Origin of the sequence: Methylobacterium sp. BE186, from assembly GCF_031457035.1 — a bacterium.
Taxonomy (GTDB): domain Bacteria; phylum Pseudomonadota; class Alphaproteobacteria; order Rhizobiales; family Beijerinckiaceae; genus Methylobacterium; species Methylobacterium segetis.
Genome location: NZ_JAVDVV010000014.1, coordinates 100,541 through 122,096 on the forward strand (window position 1 = coordinate 100,541; position 21,556 = coordinate 122,096).

General features: G+C 64.6%; 25 protein-coding genes, 1 tRNA gene and 1 pseudogene. 11 read left to right on the forward strand and 16 right to left on the reverse strand.

Features of this window, described 5'->3' with window-relative positions:
- Window positions 1-6 precede the first annotated feature (6 nt).
- Window positions 7-894 (reverse strand): cation diffusion facilitator family transporter, encoded by an 888-nt coding sequence (locus tag J2X36_RS15730; protein ID WP_132254283.1) that lies wholly within the window; start codon window positions 892-894, stop codon window positions 7-9.
- Window positions 895-1,023: 129 nt separating this feature from the next.
- Entirely contained in the window at window positions 1,024-1,254 is a 231-nt protein-coding gene (locus tag J2X36_RS15735) for a hypothetical protein (protein ID WP_132254282.1), read from the reverse strand.
- Window positions 1,255-1,425: 171 nt separating this feature from the next.
- Here J2X36_RS15735 and queA point away from each other — a divergent pair, with 171 nt between their 5' ends.
- Window positions 1,426-2,520 (forward strand): tRNA preQ1(34) S-adenosylmethionine ribosyltransferase-isomerase QueA, encoded by a 1,095-nt coding sequence (gene queA, locus J2X36_RS15740; protein WP_310351320.1) that lies wholly within the window; start codon window positions 1,426-1,428, stop codon window positions 2,518-2,520.
- On the forward strand, window positions 2,520-3,695 hold the full coding sequence (tgt, locus tag J2X36_RS15745) for a tRNA guanosine(34) transglycosylase Tgt (protein ID WP_310351323.1): 1,176 nt from the start codon (window positions 2,520-2,522) through the stop codon (window positions 3,693-3,695). The genes queA and tgt overlap by 1 nt, the downstream gene beginning before the upstream one ends.
- 9 nt (window positions 3,696-3,704) lie before the next feature.
- Here the strand turns inward: tgt and J2X36_RS15750 are convergent, their stop codons facing one another.
- Complete coding sequence (locus J2X36_RS15750) at window positions 3,705-5,765, reverse strand: EAL domain-containing protein (RefSeq protein WP_310351326.1); 2,061 nt, start codon at window positions 5,763-5,765, stop codon at window positions 3,705-3,707.
- 275 nt (window positions 5,766-6,040) lie between these two features.
- On the opposite strand from J2X36_RS15750, the gene J2X36_RS15755 reads away from it, so the two are divergent.
- The 3 genes from J2X36_RS15755 to J2X36_RS15765 all read left to right on the forward strand — a co-directional run bounded on the left by J2X36_RS15755 (window position 6,041) and on the right by J2X36_RS15765 (window position 7,450).
- Window positions 6,041-6,116: transfer RNA gene (locus tag J2X36_RS15755), tRNA-Lys, on the forward strand.
- 230 nt (window positions 6,117-6,346) lie between these two features.
- Window positions 6,347-6,664, forward strand: a complete 318-nt coding sequence (locus tag J2X36_RS15760) for a hypothetical protein (protein ID WP_310351328.1) — start codon at window positions 6,347-6,349, stop codon at window positions 6,662-6,664.
- Window positions 6,665-7,450, forward strand: coding sequence for a CDP-diacylglycerol diphosphatase (locus tag J2X36_RS15765; protein ID WP_310351331.1), 786 nt, complete (start codon window positions 6,665-6,667; stop codon window positions 7,448-7,450).
- Between the two features lie 134 nt (window positions 7,451-7,584).
- Here J2X36_RS15765 and J2X36_RS15770 read toward each other — a convergent pair whose 3' ends face one another.
- Window positions 7,585-7,764, reverse strand: a complete 180-nt coding sequence (locus J2X36_RS15770) for a hypothetical protein (RefSeq protein WP_310351335.1) — start codon at window positions 7,762-7,764, stop codon at window positions 7,585-7,587.
- Window positions 7,765-9,072: 1,308 nt separating this feature from the next.
- On the opposite strand from J2X36_RS15770, the gene J2X36_RS15775 reads away from it, so the two are divergent.
- Both J2X36_RS15775 and J2X36_RS15780 read left to right on the forward strand, forming a co-directional pair.
- A complete protein-coding gene (locus J2X36_RS15775; RefSeq protein ID WP_310351338.1) occupies window positions 9,073-9,351 on the forward strand; it encodes a hypothetical protein in 279 nt (92 codons plus the stop codon).
- Between the two features lie 203 nt (window positions 9,352-9,554).
- Window positions 9,555-9,731, forward strand: coding sequence for a hypothetical protein (locus tag J2X36_RS15780; RefSeq protein WP_310351341.1), 177 nt, complete (start codon window positions 9,555-9,557; stop codon window positions 9,729-9,731).
- Between the two features lie 429 nt (window positions 9,732-10,160).
- Here J2X36_RS15780 and J2X36_RS26895 read toward each other — a convergent pair whose 3' ends face one another.
- The 10 genes and pseudogenes from J2X36_RS26895 to J2X36_RS15825 all read right to left on the reverse strand — a co-directional run bounded on the left by J2X36_RS26895 (window position 10,161) and on the right by J2X36_RS15825 (window position 16,956).
- A complete protein-coding gene (locus J2X36_RS26895; RefSeq protein ID WP_405029798.1) occupies window positions 10,161-11,273 on the reverse strand; it encodes an MBL fold metallo-hydrolase in 1,113 nt (370 codons plus the stop codon).
- A gap of 3 nt (window positions 11,274-11,276) precedes the next feature.
- Window positions 11,277-11,846: a hypothetical protein gene (locus J2X36_RS15785; RefSeq protein ID WP_310351343.1), complete on the reverse strand. Its 570-nt coding sequence runs from the start codon at window positions 11,844-11,846 to the stop codon at window positions 11,277-11,279.
- The gene (locus J2X36_RS15790; protein ID WP_310351345.1) at window positions 11,846-12,547 is read right to left on the reverse strand and encodes a hypothetical protein; all 702 of its coding nucleotides are present in this window, start codon (window positions 12,545-12,547) and stop codon (window positions 11,846-11,848) included. Before J2X36_RS15790 ends, J2X36_RS15785 begins: the two co-directional genes overlap by 1 nt.
- Window positions 12,548-13,043: 496 nt before the next feature.
- Entirely contained in the window at window positions 13,044-13,778 is a 735-nt protein-coding gene (locus J2X36_RS15795) for a hypothetical protein (RefSeq protein ID WP_310351348.1), read from the reverse strand.
- A 98-nt stretch (window positions 13,779-13,876) separates the two neighbouring features.
- Complete coding sequence (locus tag J2X36_RS15800) at window positions 13,877-14,341, reverse strand: MucR family transcriptional regulator (protein ID WP_310351384.1); 465 nt, start codon at window positions 14,339-14,341, stop codon at window positions 13,877-13,879.
- A 174-nt stretch (window positions 14,342-14,515) separates the two neighbouring features.
- Window positions 14,516-14,821: a hypothetical protein gene (locus J2X36_RS15805; RefSeq protein WP_310351351.1), complete on the reverse strand. Its 306-nt coding sequence runs from the start codon at window positions 14,819-14,821 to the stop codon at window positions 14,516-14,518.
- Window positions 14,822-14,960: 139 nt separating this feature from the next.
- Window positions 14,961-15,080 (reverse strand): annotated as a pseudogene (locus J2X36_RS15810) (SOS response-associated peptidase); the annotation flags it as partial.
- Window positions 15,081-15,341: 261 nt separating this feature from the next.
- Window positions 15,342-16,346 carry an IS110 family transposase gene (locus tag J2X36_RS15815; protein WP_405029801.1) on the reverse strand — a complete coding sequence of 335 codons (1,005 nt, stop codon included), beginning with the start codon at window positions 16,344-16,346 and terminating at the stop codon, window positions 15,342-15,344.
- A 131-nt stretch (window positions 16,347-16,477) separates the two neighbouring features.
- A complete protein-coding gene (locus tag J2X36_RS15820) occupies window positions 16,478-16,747 on the reverse strand; it encodes a hypothetical protein (protein ID WP_310351356.1) in 270 nt (89 codons plus the stop codon).
- Complete coding sequence (locus J2X36_RS15825) at window positions 16,744-16,956, reverse strand: hypothetical protein (protein ID WP_310351358.1); 213 nt, start codon at window positions 16,954-16,956, stop codon at window positions 16,744-16,746. Before J2X36_RS15825 ends, J2X36_RS15820 begins: the two co-directional genes overlap by 4 nt.
- A 493-nt stretch (window positions 16,957-17,449) precedes the next feature.
- Here J2X36_RS15825 and J2X36_RS15830 point away from each other — a divergent pair, with 493 nt between their 5' ends.
- The 3 genes from J2X36_RS15830 (at window position 17,450) to J2X36_RS15840 (ending at window position 19,649) form a co-directional block, all read left to right on the forward strand.
- A complete protein-coding gene (locus tag J2X36_RS15830) occupies window positions 17,450-17,752 on the forward strand; it encodes a DUF6356 family protein (RefSeq protein ID WP_310351361.1) in 303 nt (100 codons plus the stop codon).
- 451 nt (window positions 17,753-18,203) lie between these two features.
- The gene (locus tag J2X36_RS15835; RefSeq protein ID WP_310351363.1) at window positions 18,204-18,923 is read left to right on the forward strand and encodes a phosphatase PAP2 family protein; all 720 of its coding nucleotides are present in this window, start codon (window positions 18,204-18,206) and stop codon (window positions 18,921-18,923) included.
- A 465-nt stretch (window positions 18,924-19,388) separates the two neighbouring features.
- A complete protein-coding gene (locus tag J2X36_RS15840) occupies window positions 19,389-19,649 on the forward strand; it encodes a PepSY domain-containing protein (protein WP_310351386.1) in 261 nt (86 codons plus the stop codon).
- A 128-nt stretch (window positions 19,650-19,777) separates the two neighbouring features.
- Here J2X36_RS15840 and J2X36_RS15845 read toward each other — a convergent pair whose 3' ends face one another.
- Window positions 19,778-19,993, reverse strand: a complete 216-nt coding sequence (locus tag J2X36_RS15845) for a hypothetical protein (protein ID WP_310351365.1) — start codon at window positions 19,991-19,993, stop codon at window positions 19,778-19,780.
- 245 nt (window positions 19,994-20,238) lie between these two features.
- Between J2X36_RS15845 and J2X36_RS15850 the strand changes: the two genes are divergently transcribed.
- Entirely contained in the window at window positions 20,239-20,484 is a 246-nt protein-coding gene (locus tag J2X36_RS15850; RefSeq protein WP_310351367.1) for a hypothetical protein, read from the forward strand.
- A 338-nt stretch (window positions 20,485-20,822) separates the two neighbouring features.
- Here the strand turns inward: J2X36_RS15850 and J2X36_RS26900 are convergent, their stop codons facing one another.
- On the reverse strand, window positions 20,823-21,020 hold the full coding sequence (locus J2X36_RS26900; RefSeq protein WP_405029799.1) for a response regulator transcription factor: 198 nt from the start codon (window positions 21,018-21,020) through the stop codon (window positions 20,823-20,825).
- Between the last annotated feature and the right edge of the window lie 536 nt (window positions 21,021-21,556).

A 21,556-nucleotide genomic window follows, 5' to 3' on the forward strand; every position in this document is an offset into this window, starting at 1 on the left:
TCCGGGTCAGATCACGGGCACGCCGCGCTGCTTGGCGTGATCGCCGGGCTCCACGTGGATGACGACGACAGCCCCCTCGATGGCGCCCTCGATCGCACTCTCCAGGCGGTCGCAGATGGCGTGGGAATCGGCCACCGTCATCTCGCCCGGCACCACGAGGTGGAAGTCGATGAAGGTCGCCTGGCCCGCGTGGCGGGTGCGCACGTCGTGGGCCTCCAGCGCGCCGGCGCCATGGGTCGAGATGAGGGCGCGGATCTGCTCGACCATCTCCGGGGGCGCGGCCCGGTCCATCAGGCCGTCGATCGATTCGCGCACCATGCCCCAGCCCGACCAGAGGATGTTGAGGGCGACGAGCCCGGCCACGATGGGATCGAGCACGAGGTAGCCCGTGGCGGCCACGAGGGCGACGCCGACGAGGACGCCCACCGAGGTGAACACGTCGGCGAGGACGTGCCGGGCATCCGCCACGAGGGCGGGCGAGCGCCAGGCCCGGCCCCGCCGCATCAGGCCGGCCGCCCAGGCCGCGTTGATCAGGGTGGCGAGCCCGTTGACGGCGAGGCCGAGCGCGGGCGCGTCGAGGGCCTTCGGCGCCAGGATGCCGTGGTAGGATTCGCGCAGGATCAGGAGCGCCGCCACGATGATGAGCGCACCCTCGATCACCGCGGAGAAGTACTCGGCCTTGTGGTGGCCGTAGGGATGGTCGGCGTCGGGCGGCGCGGCGGCGACCCGCAGCGCCACGAAGGCGCAGCCCGCCGCCACCACGTTGATGATGCTCTCCAGCGCGTCGGAGTAGAGCGCGAGGCTCCCCGTCAGCCAGAAGGCGCCGAACTTGAGGGCCGTGACGAGGGCGCCGACGCCGACGCCGGCGAGGGCGGCTTTCTGGGTGCGTTCCATGGGGGGTTTCGGCGAGGGGATTTGGCGAGGGCGTCCGCCCGGCCGTTGTCCGCCCGCACATAGGCCGGGGACGGCCCGCAAGGCCACGGCAAAGGTGTTAGCCGCAGCTATAGGCGTCCGCGAGCCCTCTCATGCGCCCTCGGACGCGGCGTCCCCGCCGCCCCGCGCGGCCTCGCGGACCCGGCTGCGATCGGCCTGGGCCCGGGCCTGCACCGCCTTGCGCCGGTAGCGCCGCGCCATCCAGCCGAACCGCGCCTGCTCGGCGAGGGCATCGAGGCGGGCCGCCTCCCGATCCCAGTAGCCGACGAGTTGCGCATCGAGCGTCTGACGGATCCGCCGCCTGATCTTGCCGTCCTGCACGGTTCGTCTCCACCTCCAGTGAGGCGCGCATGGTGAACCGGCGCGCGGCGCGGTCAAGCCTTGAGCCAGCCTCGGTCGCCGGCCGGTCCGAGGTGAGGGCAGCCGGCAGCAGGTCAGCCGTGCCACGCGCCGCATTGATCGGAGCGCGCGAAGCGTGCACTTCAGCGCCCCATGCGTGTGGACCTGTTCGATTTCGAGCTGCCGGAGGCGCGCATCGCGCTGCGGCCCGCCCAACCGCGCGATGCCGGGCGCCTCCTCGTCGTGCGCCCCGGCGGCCACCCGTCCCTGGAGGACAGGGCGGTGCGCGACCTGCCGGGCCTGCTGCGGCCGGGCGACGCCCTCGTCTTCAACGACACGCGGGTGATCCCAGCCCGTCTCCAGGCGCTCCGCACCCGGCCCGGCGCCGCAGGCCTGAAGACGGAGGTGATGCTGCACCTGCGCGAGGCGCCGGACCGCTGGCGCGCCTTCGCGCGGCCGGCCAAGCGCCTTGCCCCGGGCGACGTCCTGCGGTTCGGCGATCACCGGGAGGGCGCACCCTGCGAGCTCGGCGGGCTGACCGCGACTCTCGTCGAGAAGGGGGAGGGCGGGGAGATCGTGCTCCGCTTCGATCTCGCCGGCCCCATCCTCGACGAGCGCATCGCCGCCCTCGGCACCCTGCCGCTGCCCCCCTACATCGCGGGCAAGCGCCCAGCCGACGCGCGCGACGCCACAGATTACCAGACCGTCTACGCGGCCGAGCCGGGTGCCGTCGCCGCCCCGACCGCGGGGCTACACTTCTCGGAGGATCTCCTCGCCGGAATCGACGCGGCCGGCCTCTCCCGCCACAGGGTCACCCTGCATGTGGGCGCCGGCACCTTCCTGCCCGTGAAGGCCGACGACACCGCCGATCATCGCATGCACGCCGAGATCGGCCGGCTCGACGCGGAGACGGCCGAGGCCCTCAACGCGGTGCGGGCCCGGGGCGGGCGGATCGTGGCGGTGGGCACCACGGCGTTGCGGCTCCTGGAGAGCGCGGCCGACGCGGACGGCAGGCTGCGCGCCTTCGAGGGGCCGACCGACATCTTCATCACGCCCGGCATCCCCGTGCGCGCGGTCGACGCCCTGATGACGAACTTCCACCTGCCGCGCTCGACCCTGTTCATGCTGGTCTCGGCCTTCTCGGGGCTGGAGACCATGCGGGCGGCCTACGCCCACGCGATCGAGGCGGGCTACCGCTTCTACTCCTACGGCGATTCGAGCCTGCTCTTCCCGGACAGACGCACCTGATGCAAGACCCGACCCCGCAGGATCCGCGCCCGACCGAGTTCACCTTCCGCGTCGACGCCGCCGACGGCCATGCCCGCACCGGCGCCATCGCCCTGCCGCGGGGCACCATCCGGACGCCGGCCTTCATGCCGGTCGGCACGGCCGCGACCGTCAAGGCGATGTACCCGGAGCAGGTGCGCGACCTGGGCGCCGACGTCGTGCTCGGCAACACCTATCACCTGATGCTGCGCCCCGGCCCCGAGCGGATGGCCCGCTTGGGAGGCCTGCACCGTTTCATGCGCTGGGACGGGCCGATCCTCACCGATTCCGGGGGCTTCCAGGTGATGTCGCTGTCGAGCCTGCGCAAGCTCGACGAGCAGGGCGTCACCTTCCGCTCGCATGTCGACGGCACCGCGCACCACATGAGCCCGGAACGCTCGATCGAGATCCAGGGGCTGCTCGGCTCCGACATCCAGATGCAGCTCGACGAGTGCGTGCGCCTGCCGGCCGAGCCGGAGGCGATCGAGCGGGCGATGCACCTGTCGCTGCGCTGGGCCGAGCGCTGCCGAAGCGCCTTCGGCGAGCAGCCGGGCAAGGCGATGTTCGGCATCGTGCAGGGCGGCGACGTGCCGGCTCTGCGCGTCGAGAGCGCCCGGGCGCTCGTCGGCCTCGACCTCAAGGGCTACGCGATCGGGGGGCTCGCGGTCGGCGAGCCGCAGGCGGTGATGCTCGCCATGATCGAGGCGGTGGAGCCGCACCTGCCTTCGGCCAAGCCCCGCTACCTGATGGGCGTCGGCACGCCGGACGACCTCCTGCGCTCGGTCGAGCGTGGAATCGACATGTTCGACTGCGTGATGCCGACCCGGGCCGGGCGGCACGGTCTCGCCTATACCCGCCACGGCCGGGTCAACCTGCGCAACGCCCGCCACGCCGAGGACGCGCGCCCCCTCGACGAAACCTCCGCCTGCCCGGCCGCCCGCGACTATTCCCGGGCCTACCTGCACCACCTCGTCCGCTCGGACGAGATCCTCGGCATGATGCTGCTGACTTGGAACAACCTCGCCTATTACCAGGAGCTGATGGCGGGCATGCGCGCGGCGATCCGGGCCGGGCGGCTCGCCGACTTCGCGGGCGAGACCCGCGAGACCTGGGCGCGGGCCGAGATGGAGCGCGCGTCCCGTCGGGAATCGGCGTAGGGCGGCCGCTCAGGCTGCGCGGGCGGTCGGGCGGGTGGCGAGGAAGGGCGCGAGGTCCGAGGCGGGCAGGGGCCTGCTGAACAGGAAGCCCTGCGCCTCCTCGCAGTCGAGGCCACGCACGAAGGCGAGTTGCTCCTGCGTCTCGATGCCCTCGACGGTGATGGCGGCCCCGAGATCCGCGGCCAGCGCTCGGACGGCGCGTACGATGGCCACGTTTTCCGGTCGGCCGATCTCGCGGATGAAGGAGCGGTCGATCTTGATCCGGTCGAACGGGAACAGGCGCAGGTAGCTGAGCGACGAGTGGCCCGTTCCGAAATCATCGAGCGCGACGCGCACGCCCATCCTGCGCAGGCGGTGGAGGCAGGCGACGACCGCCTCGCTGTCGCTCATCAGGACCGATTCGGTGATCTCGAGCTCGAGCCGATGCGGGGCGAGGCCCGAGACGGCGAGGGCGAGGGTGACGACCTCCTCCAGGCTGCCACGGGCGAACTGCACGGCCGAGACGTTGACGGCGACGCGGATCTCCTCCGGCCAGACGGCGGCCTCCCGGCAGGCCTCGCGCAGCACCCAGGCCCCGAGTCTCGTGATGAGACCCGTCTCCTCGGCGATGGGGATGAAGGTGTCGGGCGGCACGGAGCCCCGCTGCGGATGCGGCCAGCGCAGGAGCGCCTCGAACCCTCCGACCCCGCCGCGCCTCAGGTCCATGACCGGCTGGTAGTGAAGGCGCAGCTCGCCCGTCTGCACCGCGTCGCGCAATTCGAGCTGGAGCAGGTTCCTGGCAGCCGCCAGCGCATCCATGCCCGTCTCGTAGAAGCGGTACGTGTTCCGCCCGGCGGCCTTGGCCCGGTAGAGGGCGATGTCGGCGTTGCGGAACAACGTGTCGGGATCGGCTCCGTCGCGCGGCCCGACCGCGATGCCGACGCTGACCCCGACATGGGCGAGATGTCCGTCGATCTCGAGGGGCTGGCCGACCGCCTCGATGAGGCGCTCGGCCAGCCCCTCGATCGGGCGTCCGTCCCCCGTCCCGGCGAGGGCGACGACGAACTCGTCGCCGCCGAGCCGGGCGATCATGCCGCTGCCGCGCAGCACGCCCCGCAGGCGTTCGGCCACGGTCCTCAGCAGCGCGTCGCCCGCCGGGTGACCAAACGTGTCGTTGATCGCCTTGAAGCGGTCGAGGTCGAGGCAGAGCACGGCCGTCGCACCGTTCGCCGCGAGCGCGCGCTCCAGGTGAGCGCCGAAGGCGGTCCGGTTCGGCAATCCGGTGAGCGCGTCGTGGTGCGCCATGTGGAGGATGCTGTCCTCGATCCGGCGCCGCTCGGTCACGTCCTCGACGGTGGAGACCCAGCCCCCGGTCGGCAATGCGCGCGTGGTGACCGCGATCGTTCGGCCCTGGCGCGTGAGGTCCCGGGACAGCGGGATCGCCGCGCCCGCCGGCCGGAACGGGCGCAGCGGACGCGCGCCCGGCTCGCCGGATCCCACGCCTTCGTCCCGGATGAGGCGCCGCAGGATGGCGGAAAGCGGCGTGCCCCGCTGGGTCAGGGCGGCGTCGAGGACGAGGATCTCCCGGAAGCGGGCGTTGCAGAGGATCAGCCGGCGGCGTGCGTCGACGAGGCACAGGCCCTGCGACATGTGCGCGAGGGCGAGGTCGAGATTGGCGGAGGTCTCCTCAAGCCGTTCCGCCTGCAGACGGCGCTCGGTGCAGTCGCGGGTGATCTTCGCGAAGCCGAGCAGGCGACCGTCCTCGCCGTGGATCGCCTCGATCACGACGTGCGCCCAGAAGCGGCTGCCGTCCTTGCGGACGCGCCACCCCTCCGCCTCGAAGCGCCCCGTGCGGCGGGCCGTCTCCAGCCCCTGATGCGGCACGCCCCGGGATCGCTCCTCCTGTCCGTAGAAGCAGGAGAAGTGCCGGCCCACGATCTCGTGGGCCCGATACCCCTTGGCTCGCTCAGCCCCGGCGTTCCAGTTGCTGATCACCCCCTGCGGATCAAGCATGTAAATCGCGTAGTCCGTCACGCCCTGAACCAGGAGGCGGTACATCAGGTTGGCATCGACGGCGTCGGGCGCGGCCATGTGGAGGGGTCCTCGAACTGCCGCCATGAGACGATCAACAGGCAGAACGACAGGTTAAAGGGGGATCGGTGCGGCTCGTGTTTCTCGCTCGGACTTGCCCGAAATGTGATCAGTCCCGATCAACCTAAGGACAGGTTCGGTGCATCTGCCGCGACGCCGAGATCATCGCCCGACGCGAAGTGCCGGGACGGGCCGGTTGACCCCTCGAAGCCGCTCCCCTATTGCGAGCCACGCTTCCCCGGACGCGGCCCGACAGCCACGCCCATGGCGGATGCGAGCGCGTAGCTCAGCTGGTAGAGCAACGGACTTTTAATCTGTAGGTCCTGGGTTCGAGTCCCAGCGCGCTCACCACAGATTCTGCCCGCTTTGTCAACGACTTAGCGGGCATTTTCATGCCCGAAGCTGCCGCAAGAGGCTTGCAACACGCCGCAACACAAACCCTGATTTTACAACGAGTTACGGTCTAGGGCCGGCAGCTCCGTGCAACACACGCGCAACACATTTTAGCACCAAGTCTCGCCAGCCCGGCGGCACAACGAAGCCGTCATTGGCGTAGGCAAAGCGCTTACTCGGGATGCTCTATGACCCCAGCCTTGCAGGCCGAGATGCTGAAGGAGCGTATGGAAGGCATCGAGCAATCGGTCAGCCGCATCAGTGAGGGAAGCGATCCCGCCGTCGAGGCTGAGCACGTGCGCGCCAACCTGATCGACGTGCTCGGTCTCCTAGGGCGAAATCCTGGCCTTGATGCCGCGGCCGATGACCTGCACGGAAGCGTCCGTGCCCTGATAACTGCCGACGCGAACGAAGCCGGGATGGCAACTCGGCGTGTCAGGTTACTGCAAGAGGCGCATTTGCGGTTTCGCGCGCGGCTCGAAGCTGCGATCGCTCCGAGCACATGAATGCGAGGGATCAGCGAAGTGACTGCAACCCCGTGGCTGTGTGCACTTCTGCTTTGCGCGGCATTGATTGCCACTCCTGCTCACGCCGTCCCTGACCCTTCTCGTGATGTCCTCTGGACAGCTCTACAGGGCTGCATCTTGGCCAAGAAGACGCTGGGACGGACCTTTCCCTGTCTCGCCGTCGACCTCGGCGACAAGGGCTATCCAGGCACGGCCGTCCTACGCGCACCTGGGCAGCCAACCCACACCGTTGTCATGCCGACCGACAATGTCGTGGGCCTCGAGGCACCTGAGCTCCAGGGCGCCAGTGGCAACACCTACTGGCGAGCGACGCTGGCAGCGCGCAGCTACGTGACGGATGCCCTCAAGGGCCGCCTGCCGATCGAGGAGGTCGGCATGGCGGTGAACTCGGCGGGCGGCCGCAGCCAGGACCAACTGCACATCCACCTCGACTGCATCAAGCCGGGCGTGCGAGCGGCTCTGCAGCGGTACGGCCACAGCGTGAAGGGCCAGTGGGCGCCGCTGCCGATCGCACTTCAGGGGAGCCGCTTCTTCGCGATGCGGATCAGCGCAGGCGAGGCGGCCAGCTTCAACCCGTTCGCGGCGCTGGCGCATCTGCCAGGACGTCAGACGAGCCCCCGCGCGACCAGCGTGGCGGTCATCAGCACCTCCCAGCATGAACCCGACAAGGGCTTTTACGTGCTGGCCCACCGCGCTCCGGACAGCCATGCCGAGAAGCTGCTCGATCACTCCTGCGCGGCGGCTTCGAAGTCTGCAACTCGTTGAGCGCCAGGACGAGTGGCCGAGGCCGGGGGCGACGCACCGTCAGTCCTGGGCCGCAGCGGCAATCGAGAAGACGGCCGCCAGCGCGAAGTTGCCGGCCACGAGCAGTGTGAGCAGGGTGAGCATCGGCTGTCGTCTCAAGCCGCACAGGTCCGGATGACCGAGGCCCACTGCGGCGGGCACGAACGGGCCGGCTTGGACACGCTCGAGGTCTTGCTGGACTGAGAGGCGGCTTGCGCCGAGGTCAGCGCCGGCAGGTGAGCCGTGCCGGCCATGATGGCGCCGGAGATGACCAAGCGAAGACCGATATCGAGCATTGTCCTACCCCTCATGCGGCGCTTGATGGCCGTCTGTGAGCTAGGGTGTAGAGGCTGTGCCTTTCCGCGTGATTGCGTGGTTTGTTGCGTAGGCAGCCGAGCGATCACACTGATGAGCCCAGAGCTAGGCGCCTTGGTCACGCAGGGTCGCCGTGGCATAGCGGCGCCTATGAAGACCAAGAGCCCAAGCGTGTGCGAAGTGAAGACAGACGGTGTGTGGAAGGTCGCAACGCTCGCTGAGGCGCACAGTACCTACCGGATGGCGCCTCGGCGGTGTCCAGCCTGTCACGGGCCGGTGATCGTTTACGGCGCCTACACGGGCGATCGGCGCCTGACCCTAGGTCATCGCAAGCGGCACAGTGGATGCCCGCTGATACCGAAACTGTACTCGGGCACCCCGACGCCTCATCCAGATGCCCTTGCATGATCCGCGGAGCCCTCACCGAGCACCTGGAGGCCAAGGGCTATCTGAAGTGAGCGGCTGCTAGCTTACGGCTCGCGTCGTTTGCGGCCTGACCCATTTGCGTCTCGCGCCATCACTCGAAGGGTCCCTGCATCGCTACTAGGATCGCCCCCCACATCCCCGCGGACAGGGCCGCAGTTAGGCTCAAGGCGACGAGGATGGTGGGCAAACGAGGCATGGCGCGGACCTTCCAGGTCGGTCTTTTGCTCATCGTCGCATCCAGCGGCCGACCTCCGCGCGTCCCCGATCGCTCGCCAAGCGAGAACCAAGAACCGGCACTAGATGAACAGGCGCCGGATCACGCGTCTGAAGCCCGTCGCGTCGGTGTCGCTGACGAGGGACATCCTGTACCAACGCCGGATGCCGAGCGCCGTCCTCTCGGATTATGCGGTGGTCAGGAATGGTACTCGGCCGGCGTCGTCTTCATTGAGGAGATTGGCGGCAGGCCCGGAGGTTGAGGGAGGCGGACGCCGGATTGAACAACCGGCCCCACTGCCGGTTGGTCGAGCAGCATGGCACCCTCATGAACTTCAGCCCGCCCGGTTCGCCGGGGGGCTTTTCCTTCAGGCGAGCAGCCCTTTAATCCGCTGCTGTTGCAGGCATGCTGTGATTGTGGCTGTTTGGCTACGGCTCGTTGATCAGCATTGTTCTATACAACCAGCAGTTCGCTTTCTGAGACCCGCGAGCCGCCTTTCGCCCGCCCGGCCCAGCCGAGGCGGGCATTTCTTTGATCTGCGTCAACGGGAGCCGCAGTCAGAGAATAATTCGAGCCAAGCCGGAGCAACTATCAACGCCACGCCCCGTTGGCCGCCCCTGAGCTGGAATCCCGCCAGCAAGGAGACACCATGAAGAAGCTTGTCACGCTCAGCGTTCTGACATTGACCACTGCCGCTCCTGCCCTCGCGCAGACTTCCACCTATCCGCGCTCACCCGATACCTCCGGTACCGTCATCACGAGCCAGCCGAACACGACCGGCAACACACGCGACGTGATCATTGCGCCGGGTGCTACCGGTGCTGAGACCATCACGACCGACTCGGCGGCGGGCGGCAATGCCGGCCAGCCCTCGCGGCGCGTTCCACAGGGGAGCGCGGGCAGCGGCGGCCACGGCGGCAGCCAGTAAGGCCACGGCCTCTTGGCGATTCTCTGCCCAGCAAGCGCAACCCTCACAGGGCCGCTCGTCTTGCGTCGCTGATCCAAGCGGGCACCTCTGCCGTGAGGGAGTGCTCCGACCGCCCCACCTTGAGCCCGCCCGGCGCGCCCTGCTGCGGCGGGCATTTTCGTGCAAACGCTCTAGGTCTCCTGCTCTCGAATCGAGGAGATCAGATGTCCGACCTCCCTAGCCACATTGTCGATCGCGCCGAGACCCGGGCCGCGAAGATCGCCGACCGCAAACGCGTTGCTCAGGGAGCTCGGGCAGAGCACGAGCAACAGCAGCGAGCACGCGACGAGAAGACCGAGCGGCTGAAGGCGATGCGGCTGGCTCGGGAGGCGCAGAGCTGAGTTCGTGCGTCTCGCACTTCACCTTTGCTAAGGCTGCGACCGGCAGCGGGGCAGAGGGTGGCCTGTCGGTCTCGACACCCGACATGGCCCCGTCGACTCCGGCACAAGCCCCCTTAACCGACGTCGGCGGGGCCACCCCAAGAACGCTCTCTGGCCCCTGCAGCTCCTGGCTCGCGGGGCTTTCTCTTGCCACGCTTCACTTGAGTGAAGGCTCAGGATCTGAGCTCAAGCATGCTGGCGCCGTTGAAGCGAGGCTGCCCCCTCACTGCAAGGCGGCCTCGCTGGTGCCCCTTCCCGGTTTCATCGTGCTGGCGGGGCCGCACTCCATTGTGCTACTCGGCGCTTGACCCCGCAGCCGCACGGCTCGCGGGGCTTTTTTCGCCGGCTCCGACATTTATTTGAATATCAGTTGCTGCCCATGATGCGCAGTCAGGCGCTATTAAGCAGTTCGTCGATGTGACACGCTCCGTTGAAGTTCTCCACGCACCAAATATCTGGGTTAGCGCAGCCACCGTTCCTTAGCCGGACTTGACCAGTTGGGAATTGGGCAGACCGCAGCTTACCGACCGTCTCCCGGATTTGCTTCTCCACGGCTGCACTGCGTCTTGCTCCAGCCGCAGACCGGAACTGACTGGTGGAGAAAGCGGCATCGCTATACGACCGAATGCGCTTCAGATCCGCGACAGTTGGCAATCCTCTGCCTCGATTCCAGGGAGTGACAACTGTGGCCGGATTGCTCAACAGCAAGTCAGTCCACGTTCTATCATGATGTCCGTTCGCCGATCCGTGGTGAGGTATTTTGAAGACTGAGGCGCGCCCTTGGGGGCGAGCGGCCTGTGCGAGTATGGCTGACCACCCCAGGTCTGGATCCCCGGGCTCTTCGAGGTCGGCTCCAAGTAGGAGCGTTATCTCACCGACACGCACCCATGCCACGACAGATAGGTCGTTGCGTCCTTGCTCGGGCGCTCGGCGCTTTGCCTCGCGTTCTTTCGGTATCAAATTTCCAAGCTCACGGAGCGATCTCTCAAATTGCGCATCCGAAGGTGAGAGCGCCCACACCTCGCAAGCTGCGCCGTGAGCCAGCTCTCCGGCAGAAATCTGTAGAAGGTTCCTTTCTGCGATTGCACGCACCGCCGGGCGCCGGTCCTCGCGGACCTGCTTCAAAGTAGCGCAAATCTCAGATGTGCCTGAGCCAGCAACAATACCGTGCCTTTCGTTGTAGGACTCAAGAGTTTCCAGAAACTCTTTGGTAGTAACTGCCGCTGCCAGACAAAATTTTGCAGATGCGCAGGCTTGAACTACCCGCGACAAACCTCTGATGTGATCATCATGCCAGTGAGTGGCGATCACCATTTTCACAGCGTTACCGACATCGACACCAATGTCAGTGAGATACCGAAGGGCTGCCGGCTCCTTTGTTGCGGAGTCGATACAGGAATCTATGATTAGCCACTGGCCGGAACCAAGGTGGACAGCCGACGATTCTCCGTAACCAGGACCAAACACACTGATCTCAATTTGGTCAGACGCGGGTTCACCCACGCCTCACTCCCAGGCTATATCTTCAAAGAGCCTAGCAGCGCGCTGCTTTGCACTATCGAAATCTCTTTTCGTCCAAGCGGGCATTCTTCTGAACACCACCTGTGACACTCGCCGCTTGGTTCCACCAGGTGATCTCTGATATCCAATCACCCAACGAAATATTGCTCCCACTTGAAGCAACTTCCTGTCATCTTCTGATAAGTCGGAAAGCGGGAAATCGGCAACTTCCTGCTCTAATGTTTGTCCCGCAGTTAAATCAACAAGCCTTGCGCTAAAGGTTTCCGCGCCGATCTCGATTACATACCCCTCCCACTCTTGAAGCGGCTGAAGGGAAAGTCGCGGCGCCGGTTGCTCGGAGCGCCCAATCCAAACCGGCATGATTTTGTCACGCAGCGATTTTAGGTTTGGCTGCGCTTCGGTATCCTCTGACAAATCCTGACCGGTGCGGCGGACGGCAGCCTTCCTACGCTCGAGAGTCAGACGGTCTTTGATAGCATCCGAGTACGACACTCCTGAAGAACTGGAAGCATCGTTTGCAGCAGTCTCTGCCTGCTTTCTAAGAGCGATTGCCATTACGCAGTCTCGCCAGGCAATTTCATGATTTGATCGACGATCCATTCGGCTTTTCGAATTGATCCGTCGAAACAGTCGGCCAACCGACGCATTGCCCTCTCCGAGCCCTCACCTGGGTTGACCGCAATCAACTCATGGTGGTCGTTTACGCCCATATAGATTCCGGTGTTGCCTGGCAACTTGGCTGATGGCTGAATTGTCGCTTGGACGTGTCCGCGCCACTCGTTGTCGATCCAAGGCTCCTGCATCGAGATGTCGACGCACCCGCCGCGACGCTCCTTCGGCAAAGTAGCGATAGTCGCGCCCCATTCCCCCCATGGAGTGATCGGGGCGAGTCGACGCCCAATCTTATTTCTAGTTTCTTCCGAATCCACGCGAAAATGAACGTGGCGATTAATTCCAAATCGCGTTATTGGAGTATATGATAGGTAATCTCCAAATGTCCTAGTGATAAGATCACAGGAGCTTACCCAAGGGGCTTCTGTAGTTTCCACAGAAAACCGCGTCGTTTCAATCTGAATATTTTTACCACCAACGATGAAAGCGGCGATCTCCGGATGAATTACGCCAAGCTCGGCCGCCTCGGCTTCAGCCTCGCTTACAATCCCACATCGAGCGAACCATTGAGGCGAGAAGATCGCCGGATTGAAATTGCCGACCAAGATGATCGAGAGGCCGCCGAACTCAGGTTCAATGCGCATCGTAATTCCCTGACGGACGCTCCGCTCCCCACTGAAGGATAGGAGGCTTCTGTTAACAGGCCGCTCTTCGGTCTGGCAAACTTGACAGTGTTCTCTGAGCCCCCCCTCACAGCGCAGCGGCAACTTCTGCGGGCGCCCTACGCTAAGTCAGGGCGTCCGAGGACCGGATGCATTCGTACCGCGGCTGGTTCTCAGCCTGCGCCATCTGTCAGACTGGTGTCTTCTCCCGCATCTCGCCGTGCGGCCGCGCTCACGCCACATCCACACCCGGTCCATCCCAGGACCGACCGCGGTTCACGTCACCGCCTCGCGAGTTGCAAAAGAGCGGCGAGATCACAGGCGCGGCTCAGCCGATCGCGGAACCAACCGCAGCCGGCAGAGAGATCCCCGGCTCCGGCAAGCCGGCTGACCCTAATGAGCGCACCCCTCAGGATCCGGGCGGCACCGCGGGGCAGTGAGCCGTCCTCCGGCGTAAGCGCTCGCGGTCATGCAGTGCTCAACCGTCGGCCGCCGCATCAGGGGCGATCCCCCGCTTGACACGAGCCCGCTCTCCCGCCTCGTCCAGACATTTTAAGACGTGAACGGAGCGGTTGATCACCTGCAGGTTCGGCGCACCCCAGAACGCCAGCAGGCTCGGCCAGGATGCGCCGCGATGCTCGCGCCAGACGCGGTACAGCGGCAGGCGATGATCGACCTCGGCCGTACGCAGAAGGCGCTTGCCCGAGACAGCACACCGGTGTCGCTGACGGCTCTTCAGCGCCTTCATCTGATCACTCGGCGCAAGCCAGAGCTTCCAGGCTGCCACACACGCGGAATGCCAGCTCGCATTCTTGTTCGGGATCCCGGCGCCCCAGAGATCCGTGTGCCAGCCAAAGCGGTAGACCGGCTGTCCGCAGACGCAGCAGTGACCGCGTCCGAGCGCGTAGCTGGGCTCGCGGTAGGGAGCTGGTGGTGTTCGAAAGCCGGCCTGCAGATCTCTGCCCGTGTCCGGGCCAAGTTGCCACGTCCAGCCGGCCGGAGTGCCGGAGCGAGTTGCAAGACCACGGGCCAAGCGGTCAGCTCGCAGGATGTGACTACGCCAGTAGCTCTCGACGGCGAGACGTGGGGTCGGCGGGATCAGCGGGCGCGACAGCGCGTGCTGAAGCACGGGAGCGGGAAAGATTGGCGGTAAGGCACGTTCGAGCCGCAGCCGAGCCTGCAAGTTGCGCGTCGCGCGCCAATCCGAAGCCATCGGGGCGCTGTAAGCATCGGTGCTCAGCAGGGCAACTGGCAGCTCTGCCGAGCCTTGAGCCCGCTCGCACTGGACGAGCGGATTCGGTCTCTGGCCGCCTAGCGACGCCCGCGGCCCTTCGGAGCCTCAATGGCCTCCGTCGCACGTCCGCCCGGGCGGCCGAGCCCAATGGACTTGGCGAGTTCCGAGCGCTGGGCGGCGTAAGCCGCGGCCACCATCGGGTAGTCGTTGGGCAGGCCGTAGCGCTGGCGGTAGCTGTAGGGGTCGAGCCCGTGGGTCGAGAGATGGCGCTTGAGCGTCTTGTAGGGCTTGCCGTCGATGAAGCTGATCAGCGCATCCGGCGTGATCGACTTGCGGATCTGCGAAGGCGTGGCCTTCTCGACCGCTTCCTCAGCATTGAGCTGAGCTGCGCCGCTGGCGAGGCCGCTCAGTGCCGCATGCACGCCGGCGAGCAAGGCCGGCAGTTCGGCAACCGGCAGAGAGTTGTTGGTCACGTAGGCCGAGACGATGTCGGCCGCGAGTTCAACGAAGTCGGGGCTCTGCCCCTGCGTTTCTTCGGTCACTTTGTAGACCCGTAGTTTGTGTATCCCTCGTGCCGCGTAGATCATCATTGAGGCAAGCGGATCAAGAGCGCTCAGTCAGAAAACATCGGACAGCGAGAAACAATCTGCAACGCGGCATATGCTTAGGTCTGTGGTCGAGCCTTCTCCAATCTGAACGGAAGGCATCCTTGACCTTCAATGGCCGCCGCACACTGCGTTGAGGCGGCCGTGCCACCAAGCATGATGCGCCTTGAAATCACCAGCACCCTCTCGGTAGGTCGAGCCAAGGTGCACACGAAGGGCCGCGCAGGTTTGCGGTGGCATGCTGTTGAAGTCGGTGAGCAACGCCTGACTGACGGTGTCCAATGCGTGCAGCAGGCTCTTTGAGCTTGCGCCGGAGACCTCCTCATCAGAGGGGTAGGCCACAAGGGCGCGAAACGCGCGCTCGATTTCGTTAAGGTCGCCACTGGCGACCATGTCGGAAACATCCTTGATGTGCACGGCCGTGCCTCCTGAGACGCCCGAGCATCGGCCGAGGGCTAATGGGCCGACTACACGTCAACGCGTAACTTGACGCTCAGATCACGCCCACTCAGCGCCTGTACGAGTGCTCGATCTCAGGCAGGATTGTTGAGGGCGTCGCCATCTGATCGGGGAAGATGCCCGGCAGCGGTGGCAGGTTGCCGGTTTGATCCTGCGTGATGCCGAAGGCGCGCCGGATCGCGTCCTGGCCCTTGTTCAGGCTGTAGAGATTGCAGATGTGGACGGCCCCCACTTGTCAGGATGTAGCAGCTTTCTGACCTGATCGCTTGCTCTCAGATGTCCGGCCTGTTCGCGCGGGCGAGGCCCGCTGGCCAAGATGGTGTTCGCTACACGCGTTCCAAGCACATGGGCGACTTGAGAAGTCAGTGTAATCTTCGGAAGCTCGCGCGTATCGACCGACCGGCCATACCATCTGCTGCATCCTGCAAGTTCATGGGCTATCCGCCGAGCAGCCTCGCCCGCCGGTGCCGATCTCGGATCAGGCCGGCAAGGCGGCTCGCGGCTGGCTGTAGACGCCGCCCGTGACCATCAATCGCCATGCGATGCGGGCGAACTTGTTGGCCAGCGCCACCGCCACGAGCTTGGGCGGCTTCCGCTCCAGTAGCGCGGCGAGCCACGCCGAAGGCTTACGCCGGCCTTTGCGGACGTGCCTTAGCAGGGCGGTCGCTCCGACGATCAACGTCGAGCGGAGCGCCGAGTCCCCAGCCTTCGTGATGCCGCCGTGTCTCTGGCGTCCGCCGGTCGAGTGATCCCTCGGCGTCAGCCCGATCCAAGCTGCGAAGTCGCGGCCGGACCTGAACGTCTCCGGCGGCGGAGCCTTCATGCTCAGCATGGTCGAGCCGATGGGTCCCACGCCGGGGATCGTCGCGATCCGCCGGCTTACGTCATCCTCGCGATGCCATCGCATCAGCTTGGCCTCGACCTCTTCGAGGCGTGCCTCGACGGCTGCGTACTCCTTGGCCTGGAAGCGGAAGAGGTCACGCGCCATCTCGGGCAGGCTATCGTCCTCCAGCACGCGCTTGATGAGCCCGTTGACGTTCTGCCTGCCGGTAGCTCCGACGATGCCGAACTCCGCCGCGTAGCTCCTGAAGGCGTTCGAGAGCTGCAACTTCACGCTGACCAGACGCTCCCGCACGGTCATCAACATGCAGGCCGCCTGACGCTCCTTCGACTTCACAGGCACGAAGCGCATGCTCGGCCGGGTGACCGCCTCACAAAGGGCCTCGGCGTCAGCCGCATCGTTCTTCCCGCGCTTCACGTAGGGCTTCACGTACTGCGGAGGGATCAGCCTCACCTCATGGCCGAACGACTGGAGCAGCCGCGCCCAATGGTGGGAGCTGCCGCAGGACTCGATGGCGACGAGGGCCGGCGGCAGGCGCTCGAAGTAGCGGACCATCTCGGCGCGACGGAGCTGGCGGCGGATGACCACGACCTCGTTCTCGTCAACGCCGTGGAGCTGGAAGACCGACTTGGAGGTATCCATGCCGATGCGGACGGGAAGGTTCACTGGACGCTCCTCTCATCTGGCTGAGACGCCGAAGCGCATCAGACCTTTGGGTTGAGAGGCCGTCCACACCAGCACATCCCTGATCGTCCCAGGGCGACCGGGCTCGTTCAAGTGCGTGAGGGCGGAGAACCGGTTCTGTCCCCGCCCTCCACATCGAGCTGAGCGCGGCAGGCCCGGCCGTACTGGTTCGGGCGACGCGCACCGATGGCATGCTGATGGCGGCACGATTGCGTCAGCTGCAGCCAGACGTCGTAGAGGTCGGCGTGCTCACCGAAACGCTGGCGCAGACGCTCAAGGCCATAGACGCCGCGGCGTCTGCAAGGGATGCATTCGACGATCAGGCGCCTTCCGGTGATGTCGCACAGGCGCTCCGTCATCGTGGGCCAAGCTGAGCGCGCACGTAGCCATGCGAGATCAGGCTGCGTTCCTGCTCAAGGCGTCGGTCAGCCCCTGCAAGGTCGGCCACAGCGGCCTCAATGGCCCGCATCAGTGCCGCCCATAGGTCATCCTGTGTGGCCGAATGATAAGCGAAGGCGATCCATTCCGCTTCGGAGGGCTGCACCTCTTCGGGTTGCGAGTTCGCCATCGCGCGTGCCTCGCTGGAACGAAGTGCGAACAAATATCATGCGTACCAAGCCGGCAATGAGCCTGGATCTGATTGCCGATCTCAGCTGTGCACCGCTGTGGATGAGCGACGAGAAAGCGAAGGGTGGCTTGGCGCTAGAGGTACGTGGCGATCAGCCTGACAAATCGTGCCACCACTCCCCGTAGGCTCCTTAGCTCTTTTCCACTGCTTTGATCTGGAAGATCCGACGCCATCCATTCTCGTCCGTGACGAGCATCACTGTTGAGCTCTCCGCCTCGTGCAAACATTGCGGATACTCATGCGGGCGGTCGGTAGGATGTCCGGCGGCCGTACAGACTTCGAGCTCAACCGGAGTTCGCTCCACATCTGTGCAATCCGCCCCCTGGACGCCACCAGCAATGATGTGCCTGAGGCATTGAGCAAGACCTTGTTAACCATGTTGGGCTGGGCCTTGCCGCTCAGGCCGGCGAAGTCTTCAGCGGGAGGGTGCGACATGGGTCTCAAGCGCCTGTTCACGGAACATCCGTCTTCTCTCGGCGAGAGCTACATGCAGCACATGCGGGCTTCGCTAAGCTACGCCGTGCCGCTGCTCGGCGCGTCGCTAGCGGCGTTCGTGCACGCGGCCTTCCCGTTTCTGTTCAAGACGGCGGCAAGCGCATCAGTGAAGCGGCTGTACAATCGAATGTCGAACCGCTGCGTCGCATGTCCGTCCGGACGCTTGCACCGTCCCGATTTGTTCGTGGGCAGGATGGAGGTGGCGGCGGAGGACAGAGGATCTCAGCAGCGAGCCGCCTGACCGGTGTGGCACGTCCCGGTCAACTTCCGCACTGTGACCCATCTCTCTCGACTGGCTGCGGACGTCTGGCTTTGGCCGGAAGCTGCCGGTCTGCTTTCCGCAACAGCGCAGCAGAAGCGGACCTCCGCATGCCTCAGCGGTGTCTCACGGCGCCCGAAATGGCTCCTCCGACGCACGTGAGGAAGGTCATCTCCCCAGTGAGCACAGGTGGCAGGGGCAAGCTCGTCCACCATCGCTTCAGCAATCTCGGCGCCGACAGCGCGGTTTTCGGCCAAAAGGAGTTCAGACCTTTGTCGGATGGACGCTCCCACCTTCGGCCGTTTGCCGGCAGCGTCACGTGTGCCAGCCTCTGTATGCCTGAAGACGGTGAAGGGCGCTGAGCTCCGATCTCCTATAGGCCAACAAACACTGGCAGCCTGAGCTGGCGGTGAGCCAGCCATGGGAGAGTTGCATGCTGACCGCGCTGGACGAGCTGGTGTTGCGGGTCGTCGGTCAGTTGGCAGGACGCTCACCCTTCCTCGATGCCGTCACCCTCGCTTGCACGGCTCTGTTCGCGATCAGGCTGCTGCCGCTGATGGCCGTGCTGGTCTACCTCTGGTTCCGCACCGGCAACGGTTTAGGTTCGCGCGAGGCCGTGGTCGAGGCCGTCATCGGCATGCGGGCCGCTATCGAAGCGACAGTCGCGATGCTCGCAGCCGGCATCATCGCGTGTGCGCTGCGCATGCTTCTTCCCTTTCGCGGCCGTCCCTACCTGGTTGCGGAACCGGACCTGCTGCAAGTCGACAGCGTCCCGACCAGCTTGATCACGGCTGTAATCGAGAGCGGCACCTCGTTCCCGTGCGATCACGCGGCGATCGTCAGCGCCCTGGCAACGTCGGTCTGGCTGGTGTCCCGCCCGCTTGGGGCCCTCTGCTATGGATGGGCGGTGCTGACCACCTGTCTGCCGCGTATCTACGTCGGCTACCACTACGCCAGCGACATTCTCTGCGGCGTCCTGATCGGCCTCGCGGTGGCGCTATTCGTCCGGCTCCTTCTGCCCACGCTGCCGATCGTCGGCTTCGCCAACCGCCTAGCACTCCGTCGTCCGGCGCTGTTTCAGGTCGCCTTGTTCACCCTGATGTTCCAGTCGGCGATGGTGTTCGACGAAATCAGGATCGCGTTTCGGAGTTGACAGAGGCTCGGCGGGCATTGGGCCAAACCAGCCCACTGGTCGTGAACTCGATGCCGGCGGCTTGCAGAGCATCTGCGATGGCATCCGTTTGCACGACTGAGATGTTCAATTCTCCGGCGCAAGCCTCAGCCTGCATGATGACGCTGATACGTAGCTTGGCTTCATTGGCAAGCTTTCTCTGGGTCCACCAAAGAAGCTTGCGAGCTGCGAGGATCTGGCCGCCTATCAATGATCTGAAGCCTCGGTGCCTGCTACTGCTGGCAGCGGAGGCGACTGTAAGATGTGGCATCATGAAATGTCGATTGTATAGTTACCATGAGTGCAAACCGAACATTCCCTCTTGGCTTCCCACCCCGCAAAGAAGCCCCATAGGTCCAATTGGCGCGCGACGGCTTAGAGGATAGCGTGTGGGAACCGCCGCAGCTCTCGCTCGTTTGTGGCGGCTATAACTTGGAGGAAGCAGCAATGCGTTTCACGACGACTGTCCTCGCCTGTGCTCTCTCGATGACGCTTGCTGCCGGTGCGATGGCTGATGAGAAGCTGTCGCCCGACCAGCAGACCAAGGTTGAGGCGATGCTGAAGCAGCAAGGCTTCACCAAGTGGAAGAAGATCGAGATGGAGAATGGCATGATCGAGGTCGACGATGCGATCGATGCCAATGGCAAGGAGTTCGATCTGAAGCTTGATCCAACCTCGCTGGAGATCAAGAAGCGCGAAGCCGAATAAGCTAGGCCCCGCCTTCTCTGCTCATTCAGGGGGACTACAGTGGCGACACCGACGATGGTTCACGACGGTGTCGCGCACGTGAGGCACATCCCAGGGATCTGAAGGCTGTGCCGTCCAGCGGCACCGCATCAGAAAGGTCGCACCTCATCGTGGCTGAGCCTCAGCTTGCGAACCATGTTCCGGGCGAGCCCGCCAACGAGGTAGACCTTCGCCTCAGCATAGGCCGCCTTGGTCGCCGCCAGAGCCTCCTCCGGGGTCCGCTTCACGGCAGCGCAGACGCAACGTGGCTGCCCCTTCCGTAGGACCACCACGAGATGCGCCTTGTGCTTCTGAGGTTTCGGCATCTGTTCGCTACCCGCCTGCGAACCGGCGCGCTCGTGCCCTCTTCCTGATCTCACGGAGAAGGTCTCGGCCAGCCTGCGTGAGAAGCCAGCGGCCCTCATTCCGCAGGATCAATCCCCGATCCATCAGAGAGTACAGCGTCCGAAACTCGGGGCGCGCGGATGGTTCATACCCGTCACCAACCTCGCAGCGCTCCAGCATGATCCGCTGCTGAACGCTCAGGGATTGTTCGCTCTGGGGTGCGCCCATGGATGTTGTCGTCAATCCGATCGAAGCCCCCGGTACCGAATGGACCTTGTATGATCGCCTAGGCCGCCAGCTTGGCTCGATCCGCAGGACGGCGTGGCCAGACACCCCATTCACGATCGTGCCGGAGCGGGGAAGCCGGCTCGACGGCATGGCCGTCCTCCATCCTTCGCTAGACGCTGCCCTGACCGCCATTGAGGGGCGCCTCGGCGGCACATGCGAGCTGGTGGGCGGCTCGGAGCCCTGACAGACGCTAGGTCTACCTATCGTGACGTCCCTGGCGCACGGCAGAGCAGGCGGCCCTCCACACACGTCGACGAACACGCGTAACCCGACCGAGGAAGCCGCGCGGTCAGAGGCCGGCGCCCTGGCCCGCGTGCTCAACGCGTCGATCGCAGATATGCCGCGCCGCCGAGCCAGCTCAGCCCGCGAAGCGCACCGATGCCACCTTCACCGAAGGCGGCTCGTCAGACCAGCAATCAGCCTAGGCCGGGGACATCGACCAGGGGCTAACTAGGGAGAGCCCCGCTGAGGGGAGGCTTACCCCTTCCGGCGGATAGCGGGTCTCCTCCACCACGTTTATCTCTAGCAATGAACAAAATCGGCACGCTTCAGCGCGCCGAATTTCCGATCTATCGCGCTATTGTGCAACCTTATTGTAGATACCGAGATGCTAATTCTCTCAGCAATTTCTGTATTATTTAATCCACTCCGCATAAGCAGAAGTATTTCTTGCTCTTTCTTCGTAAAATTCAGGGAAGCAATTCCGCACCTGCTACTCATGCTATCTTCTTTGATAATCTATGTATTTGCTATTGAAGCAGGTACATATATCCGACCATTCCAGACCGCCAAAACCGCCCGATCAAATTCGGTAGGATCAAGAAGCGTCGGGATGTATCCATGCAGACCTGCTTGCACCGCTGCGAGAACATGCCGCTGGCTATCGGTATCTGCGACAAGAGCGATACGTATGTGTCTGTGTAGTACTTTGATAGTCCGTAGATCGTTCAATTGCCTTATGGTTGGCTCTCCTACGCGAACGAAAACGACAGACAGATCGCTTCTATCTCTTAATTTATTCATCGCAGATAGAATTGATTCGAACTCAACGATCTCCTGACAGGCGCAATCATCCTGAAGAATTTTTCGAAGCCTGTTAAGATGTCGATCTGATGCCCCCGCGACAAAGGCAACGCTCGGATAGGTACGCATTGTCACACTCTCTGCCGGTGACAGCACAGAAGCCGGAGCTGATTAATGTATCCGGGAAATAGGTTGGGATAGTCTGACGCGAAAGGTAAAGTTTCCCTTTCGCG

Bases quoted from the DNA above. Each gene is read 5' to 3' on its own strand.
- J2X36_RS15730 (WP_132254283.1), bottom strand. From the start codon at position 894: ATGGAACGCACCCAGAAAGCCGCCCTCGCCGGCGTCGGCGTCGGCGCC.
- queA (WP_310351320.1), top strand. From the start codon at position 1,426: ATGCGTGTGGACCTGTTCGATTTCGAGCTGCCGGAGGCGCGCATCGCG.
- tgt (WP_310351323.1), top strand. From the start codon at position 2,520: ATGCAAGACCCGACCCCGCAGGATCCGCGCCCGACCGAGTTCACCTTC.
- J2X36_RS15750 (WP_310351326.1), bottom strand. From the start codon at position 5,765: ATGGCCGCGCCCGACGCCGTCGATGCCAACCTGATGTACCGCCTCCTG.
- J2X36_RS15760 (WP_310351328.1), top strand. From the start codon at position 6,347: ATGACCCCAGCCTTGCAGGCCGAGATGCTGAAGGAGCGTATGGAAGGC.
- J2X36_RS15765 (WP_310351331.1), top strand. From the start codon at position 6,665: ATGCGAGGGATCAGCGAAGTGACTGCAACCCCGTGGCTGTGTGCACTT.
- J2X36_RS15770 (WP_310351335.1), bottom strand. From the start codon at position 7,764: ATGCTCGATATCGGTCTTCGCTTGGTCATCTCCGGCGCCATCATGGCC.
- J2X36_RS15775 (WP_310351338.1), top strand. From the start codon at position 9,073: ATGAAGAAGCTTGTCACGCTCAGCGTTCTGACATTGACCACTGCCGCT.
- J2X36_RS15780 (WP_310351341.1), top strand. From the start codon at position 9,555: ATGTCCGACCTCCCTAGCCACATTGTCGATCGCGCCGAGACCCGGGCC.
- J2X36_RS15785 (WP_310351343.1), bottom strand. From the start codon at position 11,846: ATGGCAATCGCTCTTAGAAAGCAGGCAGAGACTGCTGCAAACGATGCT.
- J2X36_RS15790 (WP_310351345.1), bottom strand. From the start codon at position 12,547: ATGCGCATTGAACCTGAGTTCGGCGGCCTCTCGATCATCTTGGTCGGC.
- J2X36_RS15795 (WP_310351348.1), bottom strand. From the start codon at position 13,778: ATGGCTTCGGATTGGCGCGCGACGCGCAACTTGCAGGCTCGGCTGCGG.
- J2X36_RS15815 (WP_405029801.1), bottom strand. From the start codon at position 16,346: ATGGATACCTCCAAGTCGGTCTTCCAGCTCCACGGCGTTGACGAGAAC.
- J2X36_RS15820 (WP_310351356.1), bottom strand. From the start codon at position 16,747: ATGACGGAGCGCCTGTGCGACATCACCGGAAGGCGCCTGATCGTCGAA.
- J2X36_RS15825 (WP_310351358.1), bottom strand. From the start codon at position 16,956: ATGGCGAACTCGCAACCCGAAGAGGTGCAGCCCTCCGAAGCGGAATGG.
- J2X36_RS15830 (WP_310351361.1), top strand. From the start codon at position 17,450: ATGGGTCTCAAGCGCCTGTTCACGGAACATCCGTCTTCTCTCGGCGAG.
- J2X36_RS15835 (WP_310351363.1), top strand. From the start codon at position 18,204: ATGCTGACCGCGCTGGACGAGCTGGTGTTGCGGGTCGTCGGTCAGTTG.
- J2X36_RS15840 (WP_310351386.1), top strand. From the start codon at position 19,389: ATGCGTTTCACGACGACTGTCCTCGCCTGTGCTCTCTCGATGACGCTT.
- J2X36_RS15845 (WP_310351365.1), bottom strand. From the start codon at position 19,993: ATGCCGAAACCTCAGAAGCACAAGGCGCATCTCGTGGTGGTCCTACGG.
- J2X36_RS15850 (WP_310351367.1), top strand. From the start codon at position 20,239: ATGGATGTTGTCGTCAATCCGATCGAAGCCCCCGGTACCGAATGGACC.
- J2X36_RS26900 (WP_405029799.1), bottom strand. From the start codon at position 21,020: ATGAGTAGCAGGTGCGGAATTGCTTCCCTGAATTTTACGAAGAAAGAG.